Genomic DNA, 19,223 nt, shown 5'->3' with positions numbered 1-19,223 from the left:
GCGGACGAAGATGACGAAGGGGCAGTCCGGAGCGAAGGCTCCGGACCGCAATCGTAGCCCCGCCCGCCCCAGGCCCACGACGCGCCGGGCGTCTAAAGATCCCAATCCGCCGCAAGCAGCAACATGCAAGCCACGACCCGCAAGCCACGACCCGCACCCCAGCATCCCCAATCCCCGCGAACAAATCACTGCCGGTGATAAACCTCACTCCCTTTCTTCACAAACTCCACCGACTTCTCCTGCATCCCCTTCGCCAGCGCGTCCTTCTCGCTAACTCCCTGAGCCGCCGCGTAATCCCGCACATCCTGCGTGATCTTCATGCTGCAGAAATGCGGCCCGCACATCGAGCAGAAGTGCGCCACCTTCATCGAATCCTTCGGCAAGGTCTCGTCATGAAATTCCTTCGCCGTATCCGGATCCAGACCCAGGTTGAACTGATCATCCCAACGGAACTCGAACCGCGCCTTCGATAGCGCGTTGTCGCGGATCGCCGCGCCCGGATGTCCCTTCGCAAGATCAGCCGCATGCGCCGCGATCTTGTACGTGATGATGCCGTCCTTCACGTCCTTCTTGTTCGGCAGTCCCAAGTGCTCCTTCGGCGTCACATAGCAAAGCATCGCCGTGCCGTACCACCCGATCAGCGCCGCGCCGATGCCCGACGTGATGTGGTCGTAGCCGGGGGCGATATCCGTCGTCAGCGGACCCAGCGTGTAGAACGGCGCCTCGTGGCAGTGTTCCAGCTGCAGGTCCATGTTCTCCTTGATCATCTGCATCGGCACATGACCGGGGCCTTCGATCATCACCTGCACGTCGTGCTTCCAGGCCACCTGCGTCAGCTCGCCCAGCGTCTTCAGTTCGGCGAACTGCGCCTCGTCGTTCGCGTCATAGCCCGAGCCCGGCCGCAGGCCGTCGCCCAGCGAGAAGCTCACGTCGTACGCCTTCATGATTTCGCAGATCTCTTCAAAGCGCTCGTACAGGAAGCTTTCCTTGTGATGCGCCAGGCACCACTTCGCCATGATCGAGCCGCCGCGCGACACGATGCCCGTCATCCGGTCCGCCGTCATCGGAATGAACGGCAGACGCACGCCCGCATGGATCGTGAAATAGTCCACGCCTTGCTCCGCCTGCTCGATCAGCGTGTCGCGGAAGATTTCCCAGGTCAGGTCCTCGGCCTTGCCGTCCACCTTCTCCAGCGCCTGGTAGATCGGCACCGTGCCGATCGGCACCGGCGAATTGCGGATGATCCATTCGCGGGTTTCGTGGATGTGCTTGCCCGTGGACAGGTCCATCACCGTGTCGCCGCCCCAGCGGATCGCCCACGTCATCTTTTCCACTTCCTCGCCGATGCCCGAGCTGACCGCGGAGTTGCCGATGTTGGCGTTGATCTTCACCAGGAAATTGCGGCCGATCGCCATCGGTTCCACTTCCGGGTGATTGATGTTGGCCGGAATGATCGCGCGGCCGCGTGCCACTTCGGCGCGCACGAATTCCGGCGTGATCGCGGCGGGGATCGATGCGCCGAACGATTGGCCCGGATGCTGGCGCAGCAGGCGCTTGACCATCTTCTCGCCGTCCGGGCCGCTGTCCCGCAGCGTCTGCAGGTAGTGTTCGCGGCGCAGGCTTTCGCGGATCGCCACGTATTCCATTTCCGGCGTGATGATGCCGCGGCGTGCGTAGTGCATCTGCGACACGTTCGCGCCAGACTTCGCGCGGCGCGGCGGGCGCTGCAGGTCAAAGCGCATCGCCGTCAGCTTCGGGTCGGTCAGGCGCGATTTGCCGTAGTCGCTGGTGGGGCCGGACAGCAGCTCCGTGTCGCCGCGTTCCTCGATCCAGGCGCGGCGCAGTGCCGGCAGGCCGCGGCGGATGTCGATCTTCGCGTCCGGGTCCGTGTACGGACCGCTACAGTCGTACACCGTCAGCGGCGGGTTCTTTTCGCCGCCGAACATCGTCGGCGTGTCATCCTGTTCGATTTCCCGGAAGGGCACGCGGATGTCGGGGCGCGAGCCCACTTCATACACGCGGCGGGATTTGGGCAGCGGTGCGACGGCCGCCGCGTCGACTTCGGCGGTGGCGGCCAGGAATTTGGGATTGGCGTTCATGGAAAGCTCCAAGCGAGTGGTTGGAGCCGATCGGGATGGACTCCCGTCCAGGCGTGCGAAGACGCGCGGCGGGAATACGCTCCCAGCATCGGCATTATCCGTACTGGTACGAAGGGACTCTCTCAACACGTCGCCGCCCTGAAGCGGGACGAGTACCCCTGCGAACGCGAAGTATAGAGCCAAGCGGACTTGGCGCCTTCATCAATCTCTTGGGAATGCCGCAAGCCGCGTAAATAGGGCTTTTCAAGCAGGCTGGTATTACTGCTTTACATTTGGATTCAGTCTAGGCAGACACCGACAAGCAGGTTCGGTACACTTTTTTCCACACGCCGCGTGTACAGTCTTAGAGTCTTACCGTTTGGCATCAGCCCACTTAAGAAGGAATCGAGCATGCAACTGAACCTACGCACTTTGGCGCCCGCCCTCGTTGTCGTGACATTGGCGCTAGCGGGTTGCAAGACCGCCCCGACTAAGACGTCCGACGCCGCGGCCACGCCTCAGGCGGGTCAGCAATCGGCCACGCCCGCCACCGCCGCGCGCGTGGATTTCTATTTGGCCAAGCGCGAACCCGGCGCCGGCCTGCGTGAAGTCAGCCTCCCCGACGGCAAGCTCTATCTGCAGGAAACGCCCGTTCTCACGCGCGCCGACCTGACCGACGCCGCCGCACTGGTGGACCGCCAAGGCCAGAACTTCGTCGGCCTGCGCTTCTCCGAAGCCGGCACGCGCAAGCTCACCACCGTCAGCACCGCCAACGTCGGCAGCGTCCTGGCCCTGGTGATCGATCAGGAACTGGTTGCCGCGCCGCTCATCGGCGAACCGCTGAACCGTGGCGTGCTGGCATTCGGCGTGCCGTCGGCGCAAGCCGCCTCCGAGATCGCTGCCCGCATCCGTGGCGACGCCGCGCCTGCGGCTGGTGGCACGGCCCCCGCGCCGGCGCCCGCCGCCAAGCCCTGATTCCAGGGCGCGCAAAAAAAAACCGGCTCTTGCAGCCGGTTTTTTTGCGCCTCGATTTTGGACGGAAGGGGCGGCGCGCTTATAACGTTTGCCGAACCGCAGCGGGATAAATTGCTCCGCTTCGACGACCACCAGCCCGTTTCGCAATCAGCCGATCTTGCGCCCGCGCGGCTTGACGCCGCGGCGAAGCAGGGTCGTTTCAATGAAGGTCTGGGTCAACGCTTCGAGCATTGCCCGTTCGTCGGGCGTCAGCGATTCGAACTGCGAGGGCGATATGTTGGGGTAGGGCCACGGCGCCAAGGGGCGGGGCCTGCCACCGGGGCGCGGCGCGGCGTCGGACACGCCTGATACTGGCAAAGTGTTGCTCAGGTCGTAGGCCTCAAGGGGAAGTTCCATGGGACCCTTGCCCGTCTCGAGCCATTCGACTTCGATCTTCAACACCTGCGCCAGCTTGCGCGCGGATCGGCTCGAATGCCGCAGACCACTTTCGTAGCTGCCGATAGCACTTTGGGAGATACGCACCAAACGGGCGAGCGCCTTCTGCGTGTGGCCACGAAGAAGACGCGCATGCTTCAGTCGGTCTGAGAATGTTTTCACAGGGCGATTGAAGCTTGCAGGTCTGTCACGTTGGTGGATATAAATAACACTAGGGTGATAACTTCTGGGGCGGTCGGATGTGGGAGCGGGGCAGCGTGTTCATCATGCCATCTGAGGATCTGGCGGGTTGGCGGCTTGCCGCAGTGTTGCGCCAATTTCAATGGGATACCCGCGTCTTCGCCTCGGTGGATGCGCTGCAGGAACACCTGCCCGAAGACGCGCCGGATCTGCTTGCGCTGCAGGGGCCGTGCACCGGCATTGCCGACCTTATCGACCACTTGCGTCACGCCGCGCCCGGCACCCGGGTGGTGTGGCAGGACGGCAGCGCCACCGCGGCCGAGCGCGCGGCCGCGCTGGACGCGGGTGTCGATGCTTGTGTGCCGCCCGGCATGGAGCCCCTGGAATGGGATGCGCTCTTGCGCAGCCTGTACCGGCGTGCGCGATGCGGACCGGGGGCGTGGCGCGTCGTTGCACCGGGGCGTGTCCTGGTGGGCCCCGCGGGTCAACGCCTGCCGCTCACGCTGCGCGAGCGCGCCGTGCTGATGCGGTTGTTCAATGCGCCGGGCCACTGTCTTCATCGCGAAAACTTCTTTCCGGCGGAAACGCGCGATCCCCAGGATTGCGCACGGCGCGTGGACGTCGTCGTGTCCCGGCTGCGCAGCAAGGCGCGCCGGTTCAATATCGAACTTCCGCTATTGGCGGTGCGGGGGTGGGGGTACATCCTGCTGCCCGAAGGCGCGGGCAGGGCGCCTTCGGTGGTGGACGGCGTCTGACTTACAGCACCACCAGATTGTCCCGGTGCATCAGCTCGGGTTCGGTCATGCTGCCCAAAATGCGCGCGATCTGCGACGACGGCTGCCGCAAGATGCGGCGCGTGTCGGCAGACGAATAATTGATCAGCCCACGGGCGCATTCCACGCCCTGGCTGTCCACGCAGGCCACGACGTCGCCGCGGCCGAACTCGCCTTCGACGTCGGTCACACCGATAGGCAAGAGGCTCTTGCCTTCGCGCAGCAGCGCCTGCACGGCGCCGTCGTCCAGGACGACGCGGCCGCGCAGCCGCAGGTGATCGGCCAGCCATTGCTTGCGCGCCGACCACACCGGCAGGACGGCCTGCAGTTCGCTGCCGATGCACTCGCCCTGGGCCAGGCGCGTCAGCACGTTGCGTTCGCGGCCCGAGGCGATGACGGTGTGCGCGCCGCTGTGCGCCGCGCGCTTGGCGGCCAGCACCTTGGTCAGCATGCCGCCGGTGCCGATGCCGCTGCCCGCGCCGCCTGCCATGGCTTCCAGTGCGGGTTCGCCGGCCTGGGCATGCGAGATGAACTTGGCTTGCGGATTCTTGCGCGGATCCGAGTCGTACAGGCCGCGTTGGTCGGTCAGGATGACCAGCGTGTCGGCTTCGATCAGGTTGGTGACCAGCGCGCCCAGCGTGTCGTTGTCGCCCAGGCGGATCTCATCGGTCACGACGGTGTCGTTTTCATTCACGATGGGCACGACGCCCAGGCGCAGCAGCGCAAACAGGGTGCTGCGCGCGTTCAGGTAGCGATGGCGGTCGGCCAGGTCTTCGTGGGTCAGCAGGATCTGCGCGGTGCGCAGGCCGTGCTCCGCGAACGCGGCCTCGTAGGCCTGGCACAGTCCCATCTGGCCCACGGCCGCCGCGGCCTGCAGTTCGTGCATGACGGACGGGCGCTTGCGCCAGCCCAGGCGCGCCATGCCTTCGGCGATGGCGCCACTGGATACCAGCACGATCTGCTTGCCCTGCTTGTGCAGGGCGGCGATCTGCGCGGCCCAGTGCGCGACCGCGGCGCGGTCCAGGCCTCGGCCTTCGTTGGTGACCAGCGACGAGCCGACTTTGGCAACGATGCGCTGGGCGTGGGTGACGACGGAAACGGCGGGTGATTCAGCAGACATGATGGCGGCCGGCTGCGGCGAAAAAAAGCGTAATCGAAGGGACTGCGATTATGGCTTATTCGTTACCGCCGCGCGGCGCTGCCGGCTTGTCCGCGTCGGTGCGCGTGTCGTCGAAGCGGGGATCCGGCGCCACGTAAGTGCCTTCGGCCTGATCCTGCGCAAGCTGTTCCTTTTCGCGTTCGGCGTCCAGGTAGTCCTGCAGCGCGTAGATCAGGTCCTGCGTGCCTTCGCCCGACAGGCCCGAGATGCCGAATACCGGACCCGTCCAGCCGTAGAGTTCCAGGAAGCGGCGCTTGGTGTCCTCGGGGTCGGGCACCATGTCCAGCTTGTTCAGGATCAGCCAGCGCGGCTTGGCGGCCAGCTCGGCGTCATAGCGGCGCAGTTCCTCGACGATGGCGCGGGCGTCCGCGACGGCCTGCTCGACCGGATCGGCGTCCGGGTCCGGCGTGGACACGTCCACCAGGTGCAGCAGCACGCGGGTGCGTGCCAGATGGCGCAGGAACAGGTGGCCAAGGCCCGCGCCTTCGGACGCGCCTTCGATCAGACCGGGGATGTCGGCCACGACGAAGCTGCGCGACGGCGACGTGCGCACCACGCCCAGGTTGGGATGCAGCGTGGTGAACGGATAGTCGGCGATCTTCGGCTTGGCGTTGGAAATGCGGGTGATCAGCGTCGACTTGCCTGCGTTGGGCAGGCCCAGCAGGCCCACGTCGGCCAGCACCTTCAGTTCCATGCGCAGGTAGCGGTGTTCGCCTTCCTTGCCGGGCGTCCACTGCTTGGGGGCGCGGTTCACGCTGGACTTGAAATGGATGTTGCCCATGCCGCCCTGGCCGCCGGCGGCCAGCACGACTTTTTGTTCGTGCTTGTTCAGGTCGAACAGGACTTCGCCGGTGTCGGCGTCATGGATGATCGTGCCCACCGGCACGCGCAGGGTGATGTCCGGAGCGGCTGCGCCGTATTGGTCCGAGCCGCGGCCGTTTTCGCCGTTCTTGGCGCGGTGCAGGCGCGCGTAGCGGAAGTCGATCAGCGTGTTGATGTTGCGATCGGCCACCGCGAAGATGGTGCCGCCGCGGCCACCGTCGCCGCCGTCGGGACCGCCACGGGGAATGAATTTTTCGCGGCGAAAGCTCGCCACGCCATTGCCGCCTTTGCCGGCGACCACTTCAATGGTGGCTTCGTCTACGAATTTCATGGTGTCTGCGCGTGTAGTGGGTGAGGGCGGGCGTCCATACAGGGAGCCGCCGGGAGACAATCGAGAGAGCTTACTCGCCAATTGCCTTCAAACAAAAAAGCCCTGCCGCACGCGACAGGGCTTTTGCCGTTCGGGAAACGCGGCGGACCGCGTTCCAGATCGTATGCAACCGCGGACGTGAGGTCCGCGGGCTTGCCAACCGATTACTCGGCAGCGACGATCGAAACGGTCTGCTTGTTCAATGCGCCCTTGAAGCCGAATTGAACCTTGCCGTCGACCAGCGCGAACAGGGTGTGGTCCTTGCCCATGCCGACGTTCACGCCAGCGTGGAAGCGAGTACCGCGCTGACGCACGATGATCGAACCAGCGGGAATGAGTTCGCCGCCGAATGCCTTGACGCCCAGACGCTTCGATTCTGAGTCGCGTCCGTTCCGCGTAGAGCCGCCGCCCTTTTTCTGTGCCATGTTTAGCTCCTGCTAAGTGGTACCGAGTCGCTTCTTAAGCCGTGATGGCTTCGATGCGGATTTCGGTGTAGTTCTGACGGTGGCCCTGACGCTTCTGATAGTGCTTGCGACGGCGCATCTTGAAGATCTTGACCTTGTCGTGGCGGCCTTGCGCAAGAACCGTTGCCTTGACCACGGCGCCGGAGACGAGGGGCGTGCCAACTTTCAGTTGGTCGCCTTCGCCCACGGACAGCACTTGGTCCAGGGTGATTTCTTGCCCAATGTCAGCCGGTATCTGTTCTATCTTGAGTTTTTCGCCAGCGGCAACGCGATACTGCTTGCCACCGGTTTTTACGACCGCGTACATGGGGTGTTCCTTAAATAGGTAAATGGGTTCGTTCGTGTGGCCTGCCCTGCTGGGCGAGGATGCCGTGCTGAATTGTCTTAGCCGTTATCCGAAGAAGCCCGAAGATTCAGGGCTGGCAAAGCTGTCAGGCGGCGTACACGAACAACCGACGTAATTCGGCCATTGCTGACCGAATTCGAGATATTAGCCCGGGACTTTTGGAAAGTCAAAAAGCTGTTGCAGGCTAAGGGCTTAGGTGTGGCGTGAAGGCTTCAGACGCCAGGGATCACACGCAGCGCGATGTCGCGCGCCACGCGGCGGATGCCGTCCATTGCCGCCTGGCGATGGGCGTCGTCCAGCCGGTCGGTGGGAATGGACGTGCTGACCGCGACCCGCTTGCCCAGCGGCGTCACGCCGACAAAGGCCGCAAAGCATACAAGGCCGGTGGCGACTTCTTCCCGGTCCTGGGCCAGACCCTGCAGGCGCACCTCGTCGAGCTCGCGGTGCAGGTGCGCGGCGTCCGCGATCGTGCGGTCGGTGACGTGGGGCAGGACCTTGGGCAGCCTGGCCGCCAAGTCATCGGGCGTCAGGCTGGCCAGCAGCGCCTTGCCCAGCGCGCAGGCGTGCGCGGGCAGCCGCAGGCCCAGGTCCGACACCAGGCGCACGGGCCGGCGCGCGTCTTCCCGCGCCAGGTACACCACGTCAAAGCCGTCCAGCGCCGCCAGTTGCACGACCTCGTTGCAGCGGTCCACGAAGGCGGCGGCCGAATGGCGAAAGGCCGCCTGCAGACCATCGTGCCGCAGGTAGGCGGCGCCAAGCGCCATCAATTCCAGTCCGATGATGTAGCCGCCGTCCTGACGTTCGACCCATCGCCGTTGCTCCAGGCAGTCGAGCAGCAGGTACAGCGTGCTCTTGGGCATCTCGCAGGCCCGGGCCAGTTCGACGGCCTTCACCGGCGTGGGGCGGCCAGAGAGCACGCGCAGGATGTCGTGGGTGCGGCGGATGGCGGGAACGTCGTAATCGGTTGCCATGATTCCAATAGGTTGGACGTAAAGACAAGATATTGGACATGATAAATGAAGTCTCCTAGACTGGTTCGCCACGCCGATGGGTGTGCCTCGGTGCCGTGATGCCCATGCCGCAGGATTGCGCGTGTTGGGCTGCCATGCCTGCCGGCCACTCTTGAGAACGCGCCACCGACGCCCGGGCGGTAACCCGGCACAAAACAATCACGCGCCCGCCATACGGACCGGGCATCACGCGAGGAGACGCCATGAAAGACAACAACCTGCTGCCCGCCGACCTGCCCGACGCCCTGCTGGTGGGCCGCGTCTGGCGCCCCGATCCTGCCGGCGGACCCAGCGTGGTCGTTGTCCGCGCGGGCGAAATGGTCGATATCACCGCCACGGTGCCGACCGTATCCGATCTGCTGGACCATCCCGACCGCGTCGCACTGGCGCGCGAGGCCAAGGGCGAGTCCCTGGGCGACGCGCATGCCCTCATGGCCGCCACGCTGCAAGGCGCCAACGGCCCGCGCCTGCTGGCGCCGTGCGATCTGCAGCCGGTGAAGGCGGCGGGCGTCACCTTTGCCATCAGTCTGCTGGAACGCCTGATCGAGGAAGAGGCGGGCGGCGACGCCGGCCGCGCGGAGGAAATCCGCGTGCGCATGCAGGCGCTGATCGGCTCGGATCTGTCGCGGCTGCGCCCGGGATCGCCCGAAGCCATCCGCCTGAAGGCCGAAATGGTCGAGCGCGGCCAGTGGTCGCAATATCTGGAAGTGGGCATCGGTCCTGACGCCGAGGTCTTTTCCAAGACGCCGCCCATGGCCTCGGTAGGCTTCGGCGCGCGCATCGGCGTGCTGCCCGAGTCGCAGTGGAACAACCCCGAGCCCGAAATCGTGCTGGCCGTCGACAGCCGGGGCGAGGTCGTCGGCGCCACGCTGGGCAACGACGTGAACCTGCGCGACATCGAAGGCCGCAGCGCGCTGCTCCTGACCAAGGCCAAGGACAACAACGGGTCCTGCGCCATCGGACCGTTCATTCGCCTGTTCGATGGCGGCTTCACGCTGGACAGCGTGCGCGATGCCGACGTTTCGCTGCGCATCGAAGGCCGCGACGGCTTCGAGCTGGACGGCGTCAGCCACATGCGCGAAATCAGCCGCGACCCGCTGGACCTGGTGCGCCAGACCTTCGGTGCGCACCATCAGTATCCCGACGGCTTCATGCTGTTCCTGGGCACCATGTTTTCGCCGTCCAAGGATCGCAAGGGGCCGGGCAGCGGCTTCACCCACGTGACGGGCGACCGGGTCGTCATCGCCTCGGAGCGGCTGGGCGCGCTGGTCAACGAAGTGCAATTGGCCACCGAAATTCCGCCCTGGACGTTTGGCGTGCGGGCGCTTTACGCCAACCTGGCCGCGCGGGGGCTGTTGCCGTACGGGCGCTGAGCCGGCTGCCGGATTCGATCAGGGGCAGGGCCCGCCGCGCCGGGCCTCGCCGCTTGCGGCACGTGCGTCCGGAATTCCCGCGCACTCCCCGTATAATCCACGGTCGAATCCCCCGCCGACCGCTGGCGGGCCCAGCGGTAAGAGCCGTCACGCGGCTCGCTTCACACTTGTCGGATACGTCTTGAATCTCCCCGCGCTCATTGCCCCCATAGCTGACGATATGAAAGCCGTCGATGCGGTTATCCGCGAGCGGCTGAATTCCGATGTGGTTCTGATCCGCACGATCGGCGACTACATCATTGGAGCGGGCGGCAAGCGCATGCGCCCGGCCATGGTGCTGATGGTGGCGCGCGCCCTGGGCTACGAAGGCACCCATCACCAGCTGCTGGCCGCCGTGGTCGAGTTCATCCACACGGCCACGCTGCTGCACGATGACGTGGTCGACGAATCCGACCTGCGCCGCGGCCGTGAAACCGCCAACGCGGTGTTCGGCAACGCCGCCAGCGTCCTGGTGGGCGACTACCTGTACTCGCGGTCGTTCGAGATGATGGTCGAGGCCGACTCGATGCGCATCATGAGCATCCTGTCCGAGGCCACCACTGTGATCGCCGAGGGCGAGGTGCTGCAGCTTCTGAACGTGCATGACCCGGACGTCTCGCAAGAGCGCTACCTGCAAGTGGTGCGCTACAAGACGGCCAAGCTGTTCGAAGCCGCCGCCCAGGTGGGCGCCGTGCTGGCGGGCGCCACGCCCGAGCAGGAAGCCGCCGCGGCCGCCTATGGCCGCCACGTGGGCACCGCGTTCCAGCTGGTCGACGACGTCCTGGACTACAGCGGCGACGCCGCCGCGCTGGGCAAGAACGTCGGTGACGACCTGCGCGAAGGCAAGCCCACGCTGCCGCTGATCCGTGTCATGGAAGTGGGTACGCCCGAACAGCAGCAACTGATCCGCGACGCCATCAAGACGGGCGACGCCGACTTCGCCGCCGTGGCCGCCGCGATCCAGGCCACGGACGCGCTGGAACACGCCCGCCTGGCCGCCGTGGCCGAGGCAGATCTGGCCCGCGAAGCCCTTTCGATCTACCCCATTTCCCCTTTTCAAAATTCTCTGTTAGAATTCTGCGCTTTCGCGGTGAATAGAGATCGCTAGCAAAAAACGGCGGTTGGAAATTCATCCAGGTGGTCTGAACTCAGACTCTGAGCAGCAGACGACCTGAAGTGAAAAAGCAGTGAAGAAAGTGCAGTGAAGCGTTTGGTGGGTCTGAGCACCGCTAAACGAGTAGTCAAGATCGGGGCGTAGCTCAGCCTGGTAGAGTACTGCGTTCGGGACGCAGGAGTCGGAGGTTCGAATCCTCTCGCCCCGACCACTTCATGTGGTCGAGAATTCAAGAAGGTGTTTCCCGACATCTTTTGGCTGAAAGCCGGTATCGCGCAAGCGCCGCCGGCTTTTTTGCATTTGCGCGTTGGATTGCAAAAACTACTGCACAGCGGCCGGTGTCTGACACCCTTGAGGCGCTGCGTCTAGCCCGAGGTCATTTCGCTTGGGTGTCAGACACCTCGTAGCAGGGTCCGGCGATACCTTTTACGGCGGCCGGTGTCTGACACCCTTGAGCTGCTGTGTCTAACCCGAGGTTATTTCGCCTGGGTGTCAGACACCTCATATAGCGCACGCCGCACGACCATTTTGTCCACGGACCGGCCATTTATTACCGGGTGATGAAAACCCGGGCATGTCTCGTGCTGATAATGGCGTGTCGTGATCCAGTTTGGTGCAATTTTTTTATATTGCCTTACGCAATAACTTAATAAGCTACCGTTTTGGATAATGACTTTTCAGTTTGGTTAAACCAGACCAAGAAAAACGTCTTTTCATATTTGATTACATTACACATCTGTCGCATGTTGCGGTTTGTGTAATGAATGTAATTTTTCTAGGGATTTCCCGGGTTTATTACGGGTTGTCCTGATTTATTTCCGCAGCAATAAAAATATTTAGCAAAAAGTTTGCTGCGCGACCCCTCTACGATGCCCAGGCTCGCTACCCGGATAGTTAACCGGATACCGAGCCAAATTCATTTTTAGCTATACGTCCGCCCCATACGGCACAGGTATTTCGATTTCATGTCGGACTGCCTTCCTTTGGGCGTCGGTTTCTAGTGTCTGCGACACGACGAAAACAGTGAGGTCCCCGTGGTAAAGAGAATCGCAGTGTGTGGCCTTGGATATGTCGGCCTGCCCGTGGCAGTGGCATTTTCCAGGCGCTTTGATGTCATCGGTTTTGACGTGGACAAGCGGAGAATCGCACGGCTGAAAGAGGGTGATGACTGGACTGGCGAGATCGAACGCGACGTATTGCTTGCCTCCCCCATGCAGTTCACCGACCAGCTTTCCGAATTGGAAGGCTGCGATTTCTTTGTGGTGGCTGTCCCGACGCCCGTAGACGAGAAAAACAATCCCGATTTTTCCCTGCTGGTGCGGGCGTGCCAATCCATCGGTCCCGTGCTGCGTCCCGGCTGCATCGTTGTCTTCGAGTCGACGGTCCACCCCGGCGCCACCGAAGAGATCTGCGGCCCGGAACTTGAGAAAGCATCGGGCCTGCGCGCCGGTGTCGACTTCAAGCTGGGCTACAGCCCGGAACGCATCAACCCGGGCGACCGGGAGCATCCGCTGGAGAAGATCGTCAAGATCGTGTCCGGCCAGGACGAGCAATCGCTGGAAGTGATTGCCGGCGTGTACGAGCAGATCATCGACGCGGGCGTGCATCGCGCCTCCTCGATCAAGGTGGCCGAAGCGGCCAAGGTGCTCGAGAACACCCAGCGCGACATCAACATCGCGCTCATGAACGAGATGTCCAAGATCTGCGATCTGGTCGGCATCCGTACCTCGGAGGTCCTGGCGGCCGCCGGCACCAAGTGGAACTTCCTGAAGTTCACGCCCGGACTGGTGGGCGGCCACTGCATCGGCGTCGACCCGTACTACCTCACGTCCAAGGCCCAGGAGCTGGGCTATCACCCCGAAGTCATCCTGTCCGGCCGCCGCATCAACGACGGCATGGCCGCGCACGTCGCCTCGCGCCTGGTGCAGCAGCTTGCGCGCAACGGCCGCCTGAATGCGTCCACCCGCGTCGGCATCCTGGGGATGACGTTCAAGGAAAACGTGCCCGACATCCGCAACTCGAAGATCGTCGATCTGTACCACGCGCTGGGCCAGTACGGCATCACGCCGGTCGCGTGCGATCCGATGGTCGATCCGGAGCAGATGGAGCATGAGTACGGGATCAAGCTGGTCGACCGCGGCGACTTCCGCGACATGGACGTCTTGATCCTGGCGGTGCCGCACCGCGAAACCATGGAAACCCTCTGGGAAGACCTGCCGCAGCTCGTCAAGAACGGCGGCATGGTCTGCGACTTGAAGTCGGTGCTGGATGCCAAACGCCTCCCGGCCGACCTTTTGTACTGGACTCTCTAGTTCAGGCTCGTAATCCATCAATACAGGAGAGACCCTGAATGACCGCATTTACCATCGCCCCGATCGGAACCTGCCGCATCCACACGCCGCTGCGTGATGCCGTGGGCCGCTACCCGATCAAACTTCAGCTCGGCCGCAATTACGGATTCGTGCACACGGCCGCCGAAGCCCTCCAGCAGGCGCGTTTCATGTTCAGCCAAAGCGACATCCCGGCCGACGTGCAGCGCCTGATCTTCCGTCCGTCCAATGGCGAGCAGGCTCGCCGCGGCACGCACAAGCCGGCCGACCTGTACATGGTCGAACTGTCCTCGCGCAAGCTGCTGACGATCGACGGCCACCCCATCCAGTCCAACTATCTGGTCCGCTACTTCAGCGAGTTCTTTGCAGACCGCACGCGCACCCGCGCGTTCTGGTCGATGGCCGTGGCCGACCGCCTGGCCGAGCGCCGCGCGCAGCTGGACCAGGACCCGGTCTTCAAGAGCCTGAACGCCGAAGACCGCGACCTGCTCGCCCGCGTCGTCAAGCGCGACCAGACGGACGAGGAGATCGAGCAGGAGATGCGCCAGCTCGTCGAGCTGCTGGGCCGCGACAAGGTGGTGTTCGTCACCCACGTCAACGCTCACACGCCGGACAACGTGCCCATCGAACAGCGTCAGCAGCTCATCGCCGCCATCGCCGCCGCCTCGCAGCGCATCGGCGTGCCGTGCTATGACCCGACCCCGCTGATGAACAAGCTGGGCCAGGCCGAAGCCATGGAAGACGGCGGTCTGGATCTGACCCACTACACGCCGGCCTTCGCCGAACGTCTGTACACCGACTGGTTCAAGAATTTCGTCCGTCCGCGCATGAGCTCCTCGACCCCGCAGGTCTCGGTGCCCAAGCTGGGCGCGGAGGAAAGCGTCGAACGCATCGAGAAGCTGTGGGACTCGGGCGAACTGCGCGAGGCCTCGCGCCGCGTGCGCGATGTGCTGCGCCGCTACCCCAGCCTGCCGGATCACGTGGTGCTCTTCGCGCGCATCCAGGAAGAACTGGGCGATTACGAAGGGTCGTTGGCCCTCCTGGGCAGCGCCGACGCGCTGTCCTCGGGCAGCAAGGCCGAGCAGATCCTGATGCGCAACCAGTTCAAGCTGGGCCGCTACGACGTGGCGTACTCGCTGGCCGCCGGCCTCTTGGGCGACGAAATCGAAACGCCGGAAATCGTCCGCATCGCGGCGGTGTCGGCGGGCCACCTGGCCTATGTCGACGAAAGCCTCGGCAACTGGAAGCAGCTGTTCCGCATCTCCGAGCCGACCGACGCGATGGCGCTGGAAGCGGCCGACACGGTGCTGTCGCTGCTGCAAACGGGCGGCGACATGGAATCGGCGATCCGCTGGGTGCATGAAGTGCGCGCGGCGATCCCGAACTACGGCCGCGGCTTTGCGGTGCTGTGGCGTGACCGCCTGCTGGCAGGCGACCGCGACGCGCTGCGCGAACTGGCCGGCGAACAGCCCAAGCTGGAAGAGGGCGACGCGCTGGAGCTGGTCAAGGAAGCCTCGTGGCGCGGTTGCATCATGGCCGCCGCGACGCTGGCGGCCTCTTGCGGCCTGGCCAAGAGCGAGAACGAAGAGATCAGCGCGTGGCTGCAATCGCAGTCCGCGACGTGGGCCGAGGAAGGCAACCGCGCCCTGGAGGAAGGACGCCTGCGCGACGCCGCCGAACGCATCTGCGCGCACCGTCTGCTCAACCCCGACGCGCTGGCCGGCGCCCGTGCACAGCGCGCGTTCGAACGCGCCATGCGCCTGGGCGTGCGTGCCGCGCTGGTGGCCGGCAACCACAAGGAAGTGATCGACCTGACCAACCTGGCCATCGACACCAACGTGGACTTCCCCGAACTGCACGCCATGCGTGGCCGCGCGGCCGACGCGCTGGGCGACAAGAAGACGGCGATGCGCCACCTGGAAGTGGCCGCCGCCGGCGATGCCGCCCCGTTCAGCGCCAAGCTGCACTTTGCCCGCGTCGCCTTCAATGGCGGCTGGTTCGGTGAAGCGATCGACGCGTACAAGGACGTGCTTGGCCACTCGGGCGCCGATCAAAGCGCCAAGGACGAAGCCGAACGCCAGCTCGGCAGGCTCGGCCCGCGCGCCATCCGCGGCGCCCGCGAGATCCTGTCGAACGGCGACCATCAGGCCGCATGGAAGCTGCTGGATCGCGTCGCGCAGTCGTGGCCCGGCATGCCGGAAGTGGACCACGAGAAGCGCCGCATCCTGGCCTATCTGTACGCCGAAGCGCGCGCCCTGGAACCGTCCAGCACCACCGAGCGCCTGGCGCTGGGCGAGCGCATCGTGTCGCTGGTGCCTGACGATCCCATCGGCCTGCGCCTGGCCGCGGTCGGCGCCATGCGTCTGCACCGCTTCGAACAGGCCCTGCCGTACTGGAAGCAACTGCAGGAACGTTCCGAGAACCCGGCGCAGTACGACCACTACATCGAGCGCTGCCTTGTCTGGATCGAGAAGATCAACCGGAGAAAGGCAGCATGAATCCACCTCTGATAACCGAGCGAGTGGACGCCAAGTCCGATCTTCAGCAAGTTCAAGCGCAGTTGGAGGAAATCGTTGCGGCATCGGGGCGGGTTCAAGTCGCTCAGGACAACCTGGCGCGGGCCAAGGAGCTTGCCCGCGATTACATGGAGGACTCGAAGGTTCGCTTCCTCCTGCTCCGCCTGCAGGAGTCGGCGGGCCTGAATGAGGGCATGGCCGAGCAGTGGGCGACCCTGCTCCAGGAATGCCCGGATGACCTGCAGATCGTGCGCTATTGCGCGACGCGGCTGGTGAAGGAACGGCACCTGGACGAAGCCATGGCGCTGGTCGACCGTCATCTGCCGGCCGAGACGACGAATCCGGACCGCCTGTTCTCGCGGGCGAAGCTGCTGAGCGACATCCGCGCGCACGAGCAGTCGGACGCGCTGTTCCGGCGTCTGATCTCGCAGCACACGGATCGCAACATGCGCGTGGAGTTCGCCAAGCGCCTGCGCAAGCGCGGGCTGCTGGCCGATGCGTGGGACGCGATCGCGCCCGTGGCCAAGCACCTGACGCCCGGAAGCAAGGCGGCCGAACTGGCCGAAGGGCTGGCCAGCGATTACGCGTTCTATCAGCGCTTCGAACCCGAAGAGTCGCTGGCGGGCAAGGACGTGCGCATCGTGTCGATGAAGCACGCGATCCTGCACTTTCGCAATCGCAAGATCGCGGAGAACACGCCGGACAAGCCCGTGTCGGTGGCCCTGGTCACCGGCAGCCTGGGACCCGGCGGCGCCGAGCGCCAGTTGACCCGCCTGGCGGGCGAACTGACGCGCCTGGCCGCGTCGCCGGAGCAGCAGCCGCCCGACATCCTGATGCGGCCCAAGAAGGTCGAGGTGCTGGTCAAGCAGCACACCGAGCCGTCCGGGTCGCCCAAGAAGCAGGACGATTTCTTCCTGCCGGTGCTCGTGAAGGCGCGTATTCCGGTCACGGAGATCAACCGCCTGCCGGCCATCTCCGTGGCGCACCAGTCCGTGCCCGAAGGCAACCTGGGCCGCCTGCTGGAACAACTGCCTCCGCCCGTGCACTACGGCGTGACGCGGCTGGCGCCGGTGTTGCGCGCCAACCGCTTCGACGTGGTGAGCCTGTGGCAGGACGGCACGTGCCTCTTTGGCGCCCTGGCGGCGCTGTTGGCCGGCACGCCGACGATTCATCTGGTGTTCCGCGGCCTGCCGCCGAACATCCGCAAGGACCGTTTCCGCGAAGAGTATCCCGAGCTGTTCCAGGCGCTGGCCCTGGTGCCGGGCGTGGTGTTCGTGAGCAACAGCCGCAAGGCTGCGGAAGCCTATGCCGAGTGGCTGGACCTGCCGCTGGAACGTTTCCACATTCTTTACAACGGCGTGCCGGATCTGGCGACCGATGCCTCGGACGCCGACAAGGCAAAGTGGGAAGCCTTCCACGAGCGCACCAAGGACGCCACGGAAACGATCGGCGGCGTGTTCCGCCTGGAGCCGGACAAGCGTCCGCAGCTCTTCATCAAGTTGGCAGCGCTTTACCTGAAGGAGCGCCCGCAGGCGCGTTTTTTCCTCGTGGGCGACGGACGCCTGCGCGAGAACATCGAGGCGCTGGCGCTGGAGCACGACGTGCTGGACCGCCTGCTGCTGGTGGGGCTGTCGAATCACGTCGGTTTCTGGTATTCGCAGATGGATGCCAGCGTGTTGCTGTCGCGTTATGAAGGCCTGCCGAACGTCTTGATCGAGGCGCAGTTGCTGGGCGTACCGGTGATTTCGACGCCGGCCGGCGGCGCGGAAGAGTGCTTTGTCGAGGACGAGACAGGCCACTTGCTCAACTGCGTCGATCATCCCGACATGCACGAGGCATGCGAGAAGGTCCTGAACATGGTGGACCAGGTGCGCAGCAATGCGGACATGCGGGCAAATAGCCGCCAGCGGGCGCAGAAGCTGTTCTCGCTGGACGCGATGCTCACGAAGTTCATGAGCATCTGCATGCCCGCCATGACCGAATCCGAGAACGACGAGCGTATTGATGTTGCGCCCAAGCGCCTGATGCAGGCGTGACGGGTAGTTGCTCTTTTTTAAAGTGCTGAAGCTGAAGGATCCTATGCAAATGAACGTCCCGGCCTTGGGCGCGCGGCGCCATGCGACGCTTGCCATGCTGCTTGTTGCAGCGCTGACACTCACGGGTTGCCAGCTCCCACGGTCCGGCCCGATGCTCAGCGAAATGACCGGGGCTCACGATGACAAGGATGTCATCGTGATGCCCGTGTCGCGCGAACTCGCGCGAAAAAGCAGGGTGGCCGACGTGGCCGACTTTCCCGGGCGCTACCGCGATCTGACGCAGGCGGGATTCGACAAGCTGGTGCCGGGCGACGGCATCAACGTGAAAGTGTGGGAACGCGGCGGTCTCGGCGTGTTCGCCGCGGACCCGTCCGGCGTCAGTGATCTGGGCAACCAGGACATCGACAGTGCCGGCAATGTCACGTTTCCGATCATTGGAAAGTTCCGCGCCGAAGGCCTGACGCTGGGCAAGCTGCATGACGCCATCGTCGCGCGCCTGAGCAAGCTCGTGGTCGGCGCCGACGTCAGCGTCACGCGTGCGGCCGACGCGCGCGGGCAGATGGTGACGGTGCAGGGCAACCTGACCAAGCCCGGCATGTATCCGATCACGCAGACCGCCCAGCGCCTGAGCAGCGCGCTGGCGCAGGCTGCGCCGGTGCAGACCAATCCCGAACAGCTCATCATCAGCCTGCGCCGCGAGAACCAGGTGGCCTCGGTGCGGCTGTCGGATATCTACCGCAACCAGAACAACGACATCCTGCTGCGCTCGGGCGACGTCATCACCGCCTACGACGCCAAGGAATTCCTGACCGTGCTGGGCGCGGCCGGCCAGCAGGGCCGGGTGGAAATCAGCAAGCGCAATTACAGCGTGCTGGACGCGCTGGCGGATTCGCGCGGTCTGGACGACAAGCTGGCCGATCCGCGGTCGGTGTTCCTGTTCACGCCCGCCCAAGCCGGGGCCGAAGGCAAGCCGGACTTGCTGCCCGTCGTGTACCAGTTCGACCTCACGCGGCCGGAGCAGGTGGCGCTGGCCCGCGAGTTCACGGTGCATGAGGGACAGGCCATCTATATCTCGGACGCGCCGTTCACGCAGGTGCAGAAGGTGCTGTCGGCCTTCCGCGTCACGATGAGCGCCGGCTTCAGCGCCACGCGAGCCATCGACAGCGATTCGGGCGGCGGTTCGACCGGCGTTGCCCAATAACG

15 protein-coding genes, 1 tRNA gene and 1 riboswitch are annotated in these 19,223 nt (G+C 64.6%); of the genes, 9 read left to right on the top strand and 7 right to left on the bottom strand.

The window, feature by feature from the left end; all coding sequences use genetic code 11:
- Positions 1 to 185: 185 nt before the first annotated feature.
- Entirely contained in the window at positions 186 to 2,099 is a 1,914-nt protein-coding gene (thiC, locus tag RT697_RS06515) for a phosphomethylpyrimidine synthase ThiC (protein ID WP_313697556.1), read from the bottom strand.
- Between the two features lie 63 nt (positions 2,100 to 2,162).
- Positions 2,163 to 2,269: riboswitch (TPP riboswitch) on the bottom strand.
- A 220-nt stretch (positions 2,270 to 2,489) separates the two neighbouring features.
- Here thiC and RT697_RS06510 point away from each other — a divergent pair.
- A complete protein-coding gene (locus RT697_RS06510) occupies positions 2,490 to 3,053 on the top strand; it encodes a SecDF P1 head subdomain-containing protein (protein ID WP_056559944.1) in 564 nt (187 codons plus the stop codon).
- A gap of 147 nt (positions 3,054 to 3,200) precedes the next feature.
- Here the strand turns inward: RT697_RS06510 and RT697_RS06505 are convergent, their stop codons facing one another.
- Positions 3,201 to 3,629 carry a helix-turn-helix transcriptional regulator gene (locus RT697_RS06505; RefSeq protein WP_056566375.1) on the bottom strand — a complete coding sequence of 143 codons (429 nt, stop codon included), beginning with the start codon at positions 3,627 to 3,629 and terminating at the stop codon, positions 3,201 to 3,203.
- A 164-nt stretch (positions 3,630 to 3,793) separates the two neighbouring features.
- Here RT697_RS06505 and RT697_RS06500 point away from each other — a divergent pair, with 164 nt between their 5' ends.
- A complete protein-coding gene (locus RT697_RS06500; RefSeq protein WP_313697553.1) occupies positions 3,794 to 4,423 on the top strand; it encodes a helix-turn-helix domain-containing protein in 630 nt (209 codons plus the stop codon).
- A 1-nt stretch (position 4,424) separates the two neighbouring features.
- Here the strand turns inward: RT697_RS06500 and proB are convergent, their stop codons facing one another.
- The 5 genes from proB to RT697_RS06475 form a co-directional block, all read right to left on the bottom strand.
- The gene (proB, locus tag RT697_RS06495; protein WP_312437330.1) at positions 4,425 to 5,561 is read right to left on the bottom strand and encodes a glutamate 5-kinase; all 1,137 of its coding nucleotides are present in this window, start codon (positions 5,559 to 5,561) and stop codon (positions 4,425 to 4,427) included.
- Positions 5,562 to 5,616: 55 nt separating this feature from the next.
- Entirely contained in the window at positions 5,617 to 6,753 is a 1,137-nt protein-coding gene (gene obgE / locus RT697_RS06490) for a GTPase ObgE (protein ID WP_313697552.1), read from the bottom strand.
- A gap of 203 nt (positions 6,754 to 6,956) precedes the next feature.
- Positions 6,957 to 7,217, bottom strand: a complete 261-nt coding sequence (gene rpmA / locus RT697_RS06485) for a 50S ribosomal protein L27 (protein ID WP_006389959.1) — start codon at positions 7,215 to 7,217, stop codon at positions 6,957 to 6,959.
- Positions 7,218 to 7,251: 34 nt separating this feature from the next.
- The gene (gene rplU, locus RT697_RS06480) at positions 7,252 to 7,563 is read right to left on the bottom strand and encodes a 50S ribosomal protein L21 (RefSeq protein WP_006216228.1); all 312 of its coding nucleotides are present in this window, start codon (positions 7,561 to 7,563) and stop codon (positions 7,252 to 7,254) included.
- A gap of 251 nt (positions 7,564 to 7,814) precedes the next feature.
- Positions 7,815 to 8,573 (bottom strand): IclR family transcriptional regulator, encoded by a 759-nt coding sequence (locus RT697_RS06475; protein WP_313697551.1) that lies wholly within the window; start codon positions 8,571 to 8,573, stop codon positions 7,815 to 7,817.
- Positions 8,574 to 8,815: 242 nt separating this feature from the next.
- Between RT697_RS06475 and RT697_RS06470 the strand changes: the two genes are divergently transcribed.
- The 7 genes from RT697_RS06470 (at position 8,816) to RT697_RS06440 (ending at position 19,221) form a co-directional block, all read left to right on the top strand.
- Entirely contained in the window at positions 8,816 to 9,985 is a 1,170-nt protein-coding gene (locus RT697_RS06470; protein ID WP_313697549.1) for a fumarylacetoacetate hydrolase family protein, read from the top strand.
- 181 nt (positions 9,986 to 10,166) lie between these two features.
- Positions 10,167 to 11,132, top strand: a complete 966-nt coding sequence (ispB, locus tag RT697_RS06465) for an octaprenyl diphosphate synthase (protein ID WP_313697547.1) — start codon at positions 10,167 to 10,169, stop codon at positions 11,130 to 11,132.
- A gap of 140 nt (positions 11,133 to 11,272) precedes the next feature.
- Positions 11,273 to 11,349, top strand: a tRNA-Pro gene (locus RT697_RS06460).
- A gap of 841 nt (positions 11,350 to 12,190) precedes the next feature.
- On the top strand, positions 12,191 to 13,450 hold the full coding sequence (locus RT697_RS06455; RefSeq protein ID WP_313697545.1) for a nucleotide sugar dehydrogenase: 1,260 nt from the start codon (positions 12,191 to 12,193) through the stop codon (positions 13,448 to 13,450).
- Between the two features lie 38 nt (positions 13,451 to 13,488).
- The gene (locus RT697_RS06450; protein ID WP_313697543.1) at positions 13,489 to 15,966 is read left to right on the top strand and encodes a hypothetical protein; all 2,478 of its coding nucleotides are present in this window, start codon (positions 13,489 to 13,491) and stop codon (positions 15,964 to 15,966) included.
- Positions 15,963 to 18,020 carry a glycosyltransferase gene (locus tag RT697_RS06445; RefSeq protein WP_313697542.1) on the top strand — a complete coding sequence of 686 codons (2,058 nt, stop codon included), beginning with the start codon at positions 15,963 to 15,965 and terminating at the stop codon, positions 18,018 to 18,020. Before RT697_RS06450 ends, RT697_RS06445 begins: the two co-directional genes overlap by 4 nt.
- Positions 18,021 to 18,063: 43 nt before the next feature.
- A complete protein-coding gene (locus RT697_RS06440; protein WP_313697540.1) occupies positions 18,064 to 19,221 on the top strand; it encodes a polysaccharide biosynthesis/export family protein in 1,158 nt (385 codons plus the stop codon).
- Positions 19,222 to 19,223 lie beyond the last annotated feature (2 nt).

This window comes from Achromobacter sp. (assembly GCF_032113835.1).
Lineage (GTDB): Bacteria > Pseudomonadota > Gammaproteobacteria > Burkholderiales > Burkholderiaceae_B > Achromobacter.
The sequence above is the reverse complement of the archived record's forward strand: the minus strand, read 5'-3'. Positions and strand labels throughout refer to the sequence as shown.

Bases quoted from the DNA above. Each gene is read 5' to 3' on its own strand.
- obgE (WP_313697552.1), bottom strand. From the start codon at position 6,753: ATGAAATTCGTAGACGAAGCCACCATTGAAGTGGTCGCCGGCAAAGGC.
- rpmA (WP_006389959.1), bottom strand. From the start codon at position 7,217: ATGGCACAGAAAAAGGGCGGCGGCTCTACGCGGAACGGACGCGACTCA.
- rplU (WP_006216228.1), bottom strand. From the start codon at position 7,563: ATGTACGCGGTCGTAAAAACCGGTGGCAAGCAGTATCGCGTTGCCGCT.
- RT697_RS06450 (WP_313697543.1), top strand. From the start codon at position 13,489: ATGACCGCATTTACCATCGCCCCGATCGGAACCTGCCGCATCCACACG.
- RT697_RS06470 (WP_313697549.1), top strand. From the start codon at position 8,816: ATGAAAGACAACAACCTGCTGCCCGCCGACCTGCCCGACGCCCTGCTG.
- RT697_RS06440 (WP_313697540.1), top strand. From the start codon at position 18,064: ATGCAAATGAACGTCCCGGCCTTGGGCGCGCGGCGCCATGCGACGCTT.
- thiC (WP_313697556.1), bottom strand. From the start codon at position 2,099: ATGAACGCCAATCCCAAATTCCTGGCCGCCACCGCCGAAGTCGACGCG.
- proB (WP_312437330.1), bottom strand. From the start codon at position 5,561: ATGTCTGCTGAATCACCCGCCGTTTCCGTCGTCACCCACGCCCAGCGC.
- RT697_RS06475 (WP_313697551.1), bottom strand. From the start codon at position 8,573: ATGGCAACCGATTACGACGTTCCCGCCATCCGCCGCACCCACGACATC.
- RT697_RS06445 (WP_313697542.1), top strand. From the start codon at position 15,963: ATGAATCCACCTCTGATAACCGAGCGAGTGGACGCCAAGTCCGATCTT.
- RT697_RS06510 (WP_056559944.1), top strand. From the start codon at position 2,490: ATGCAACTGAACCTACGCACTTTGGCGCCCGCCCTCGTTGTCGTGACA.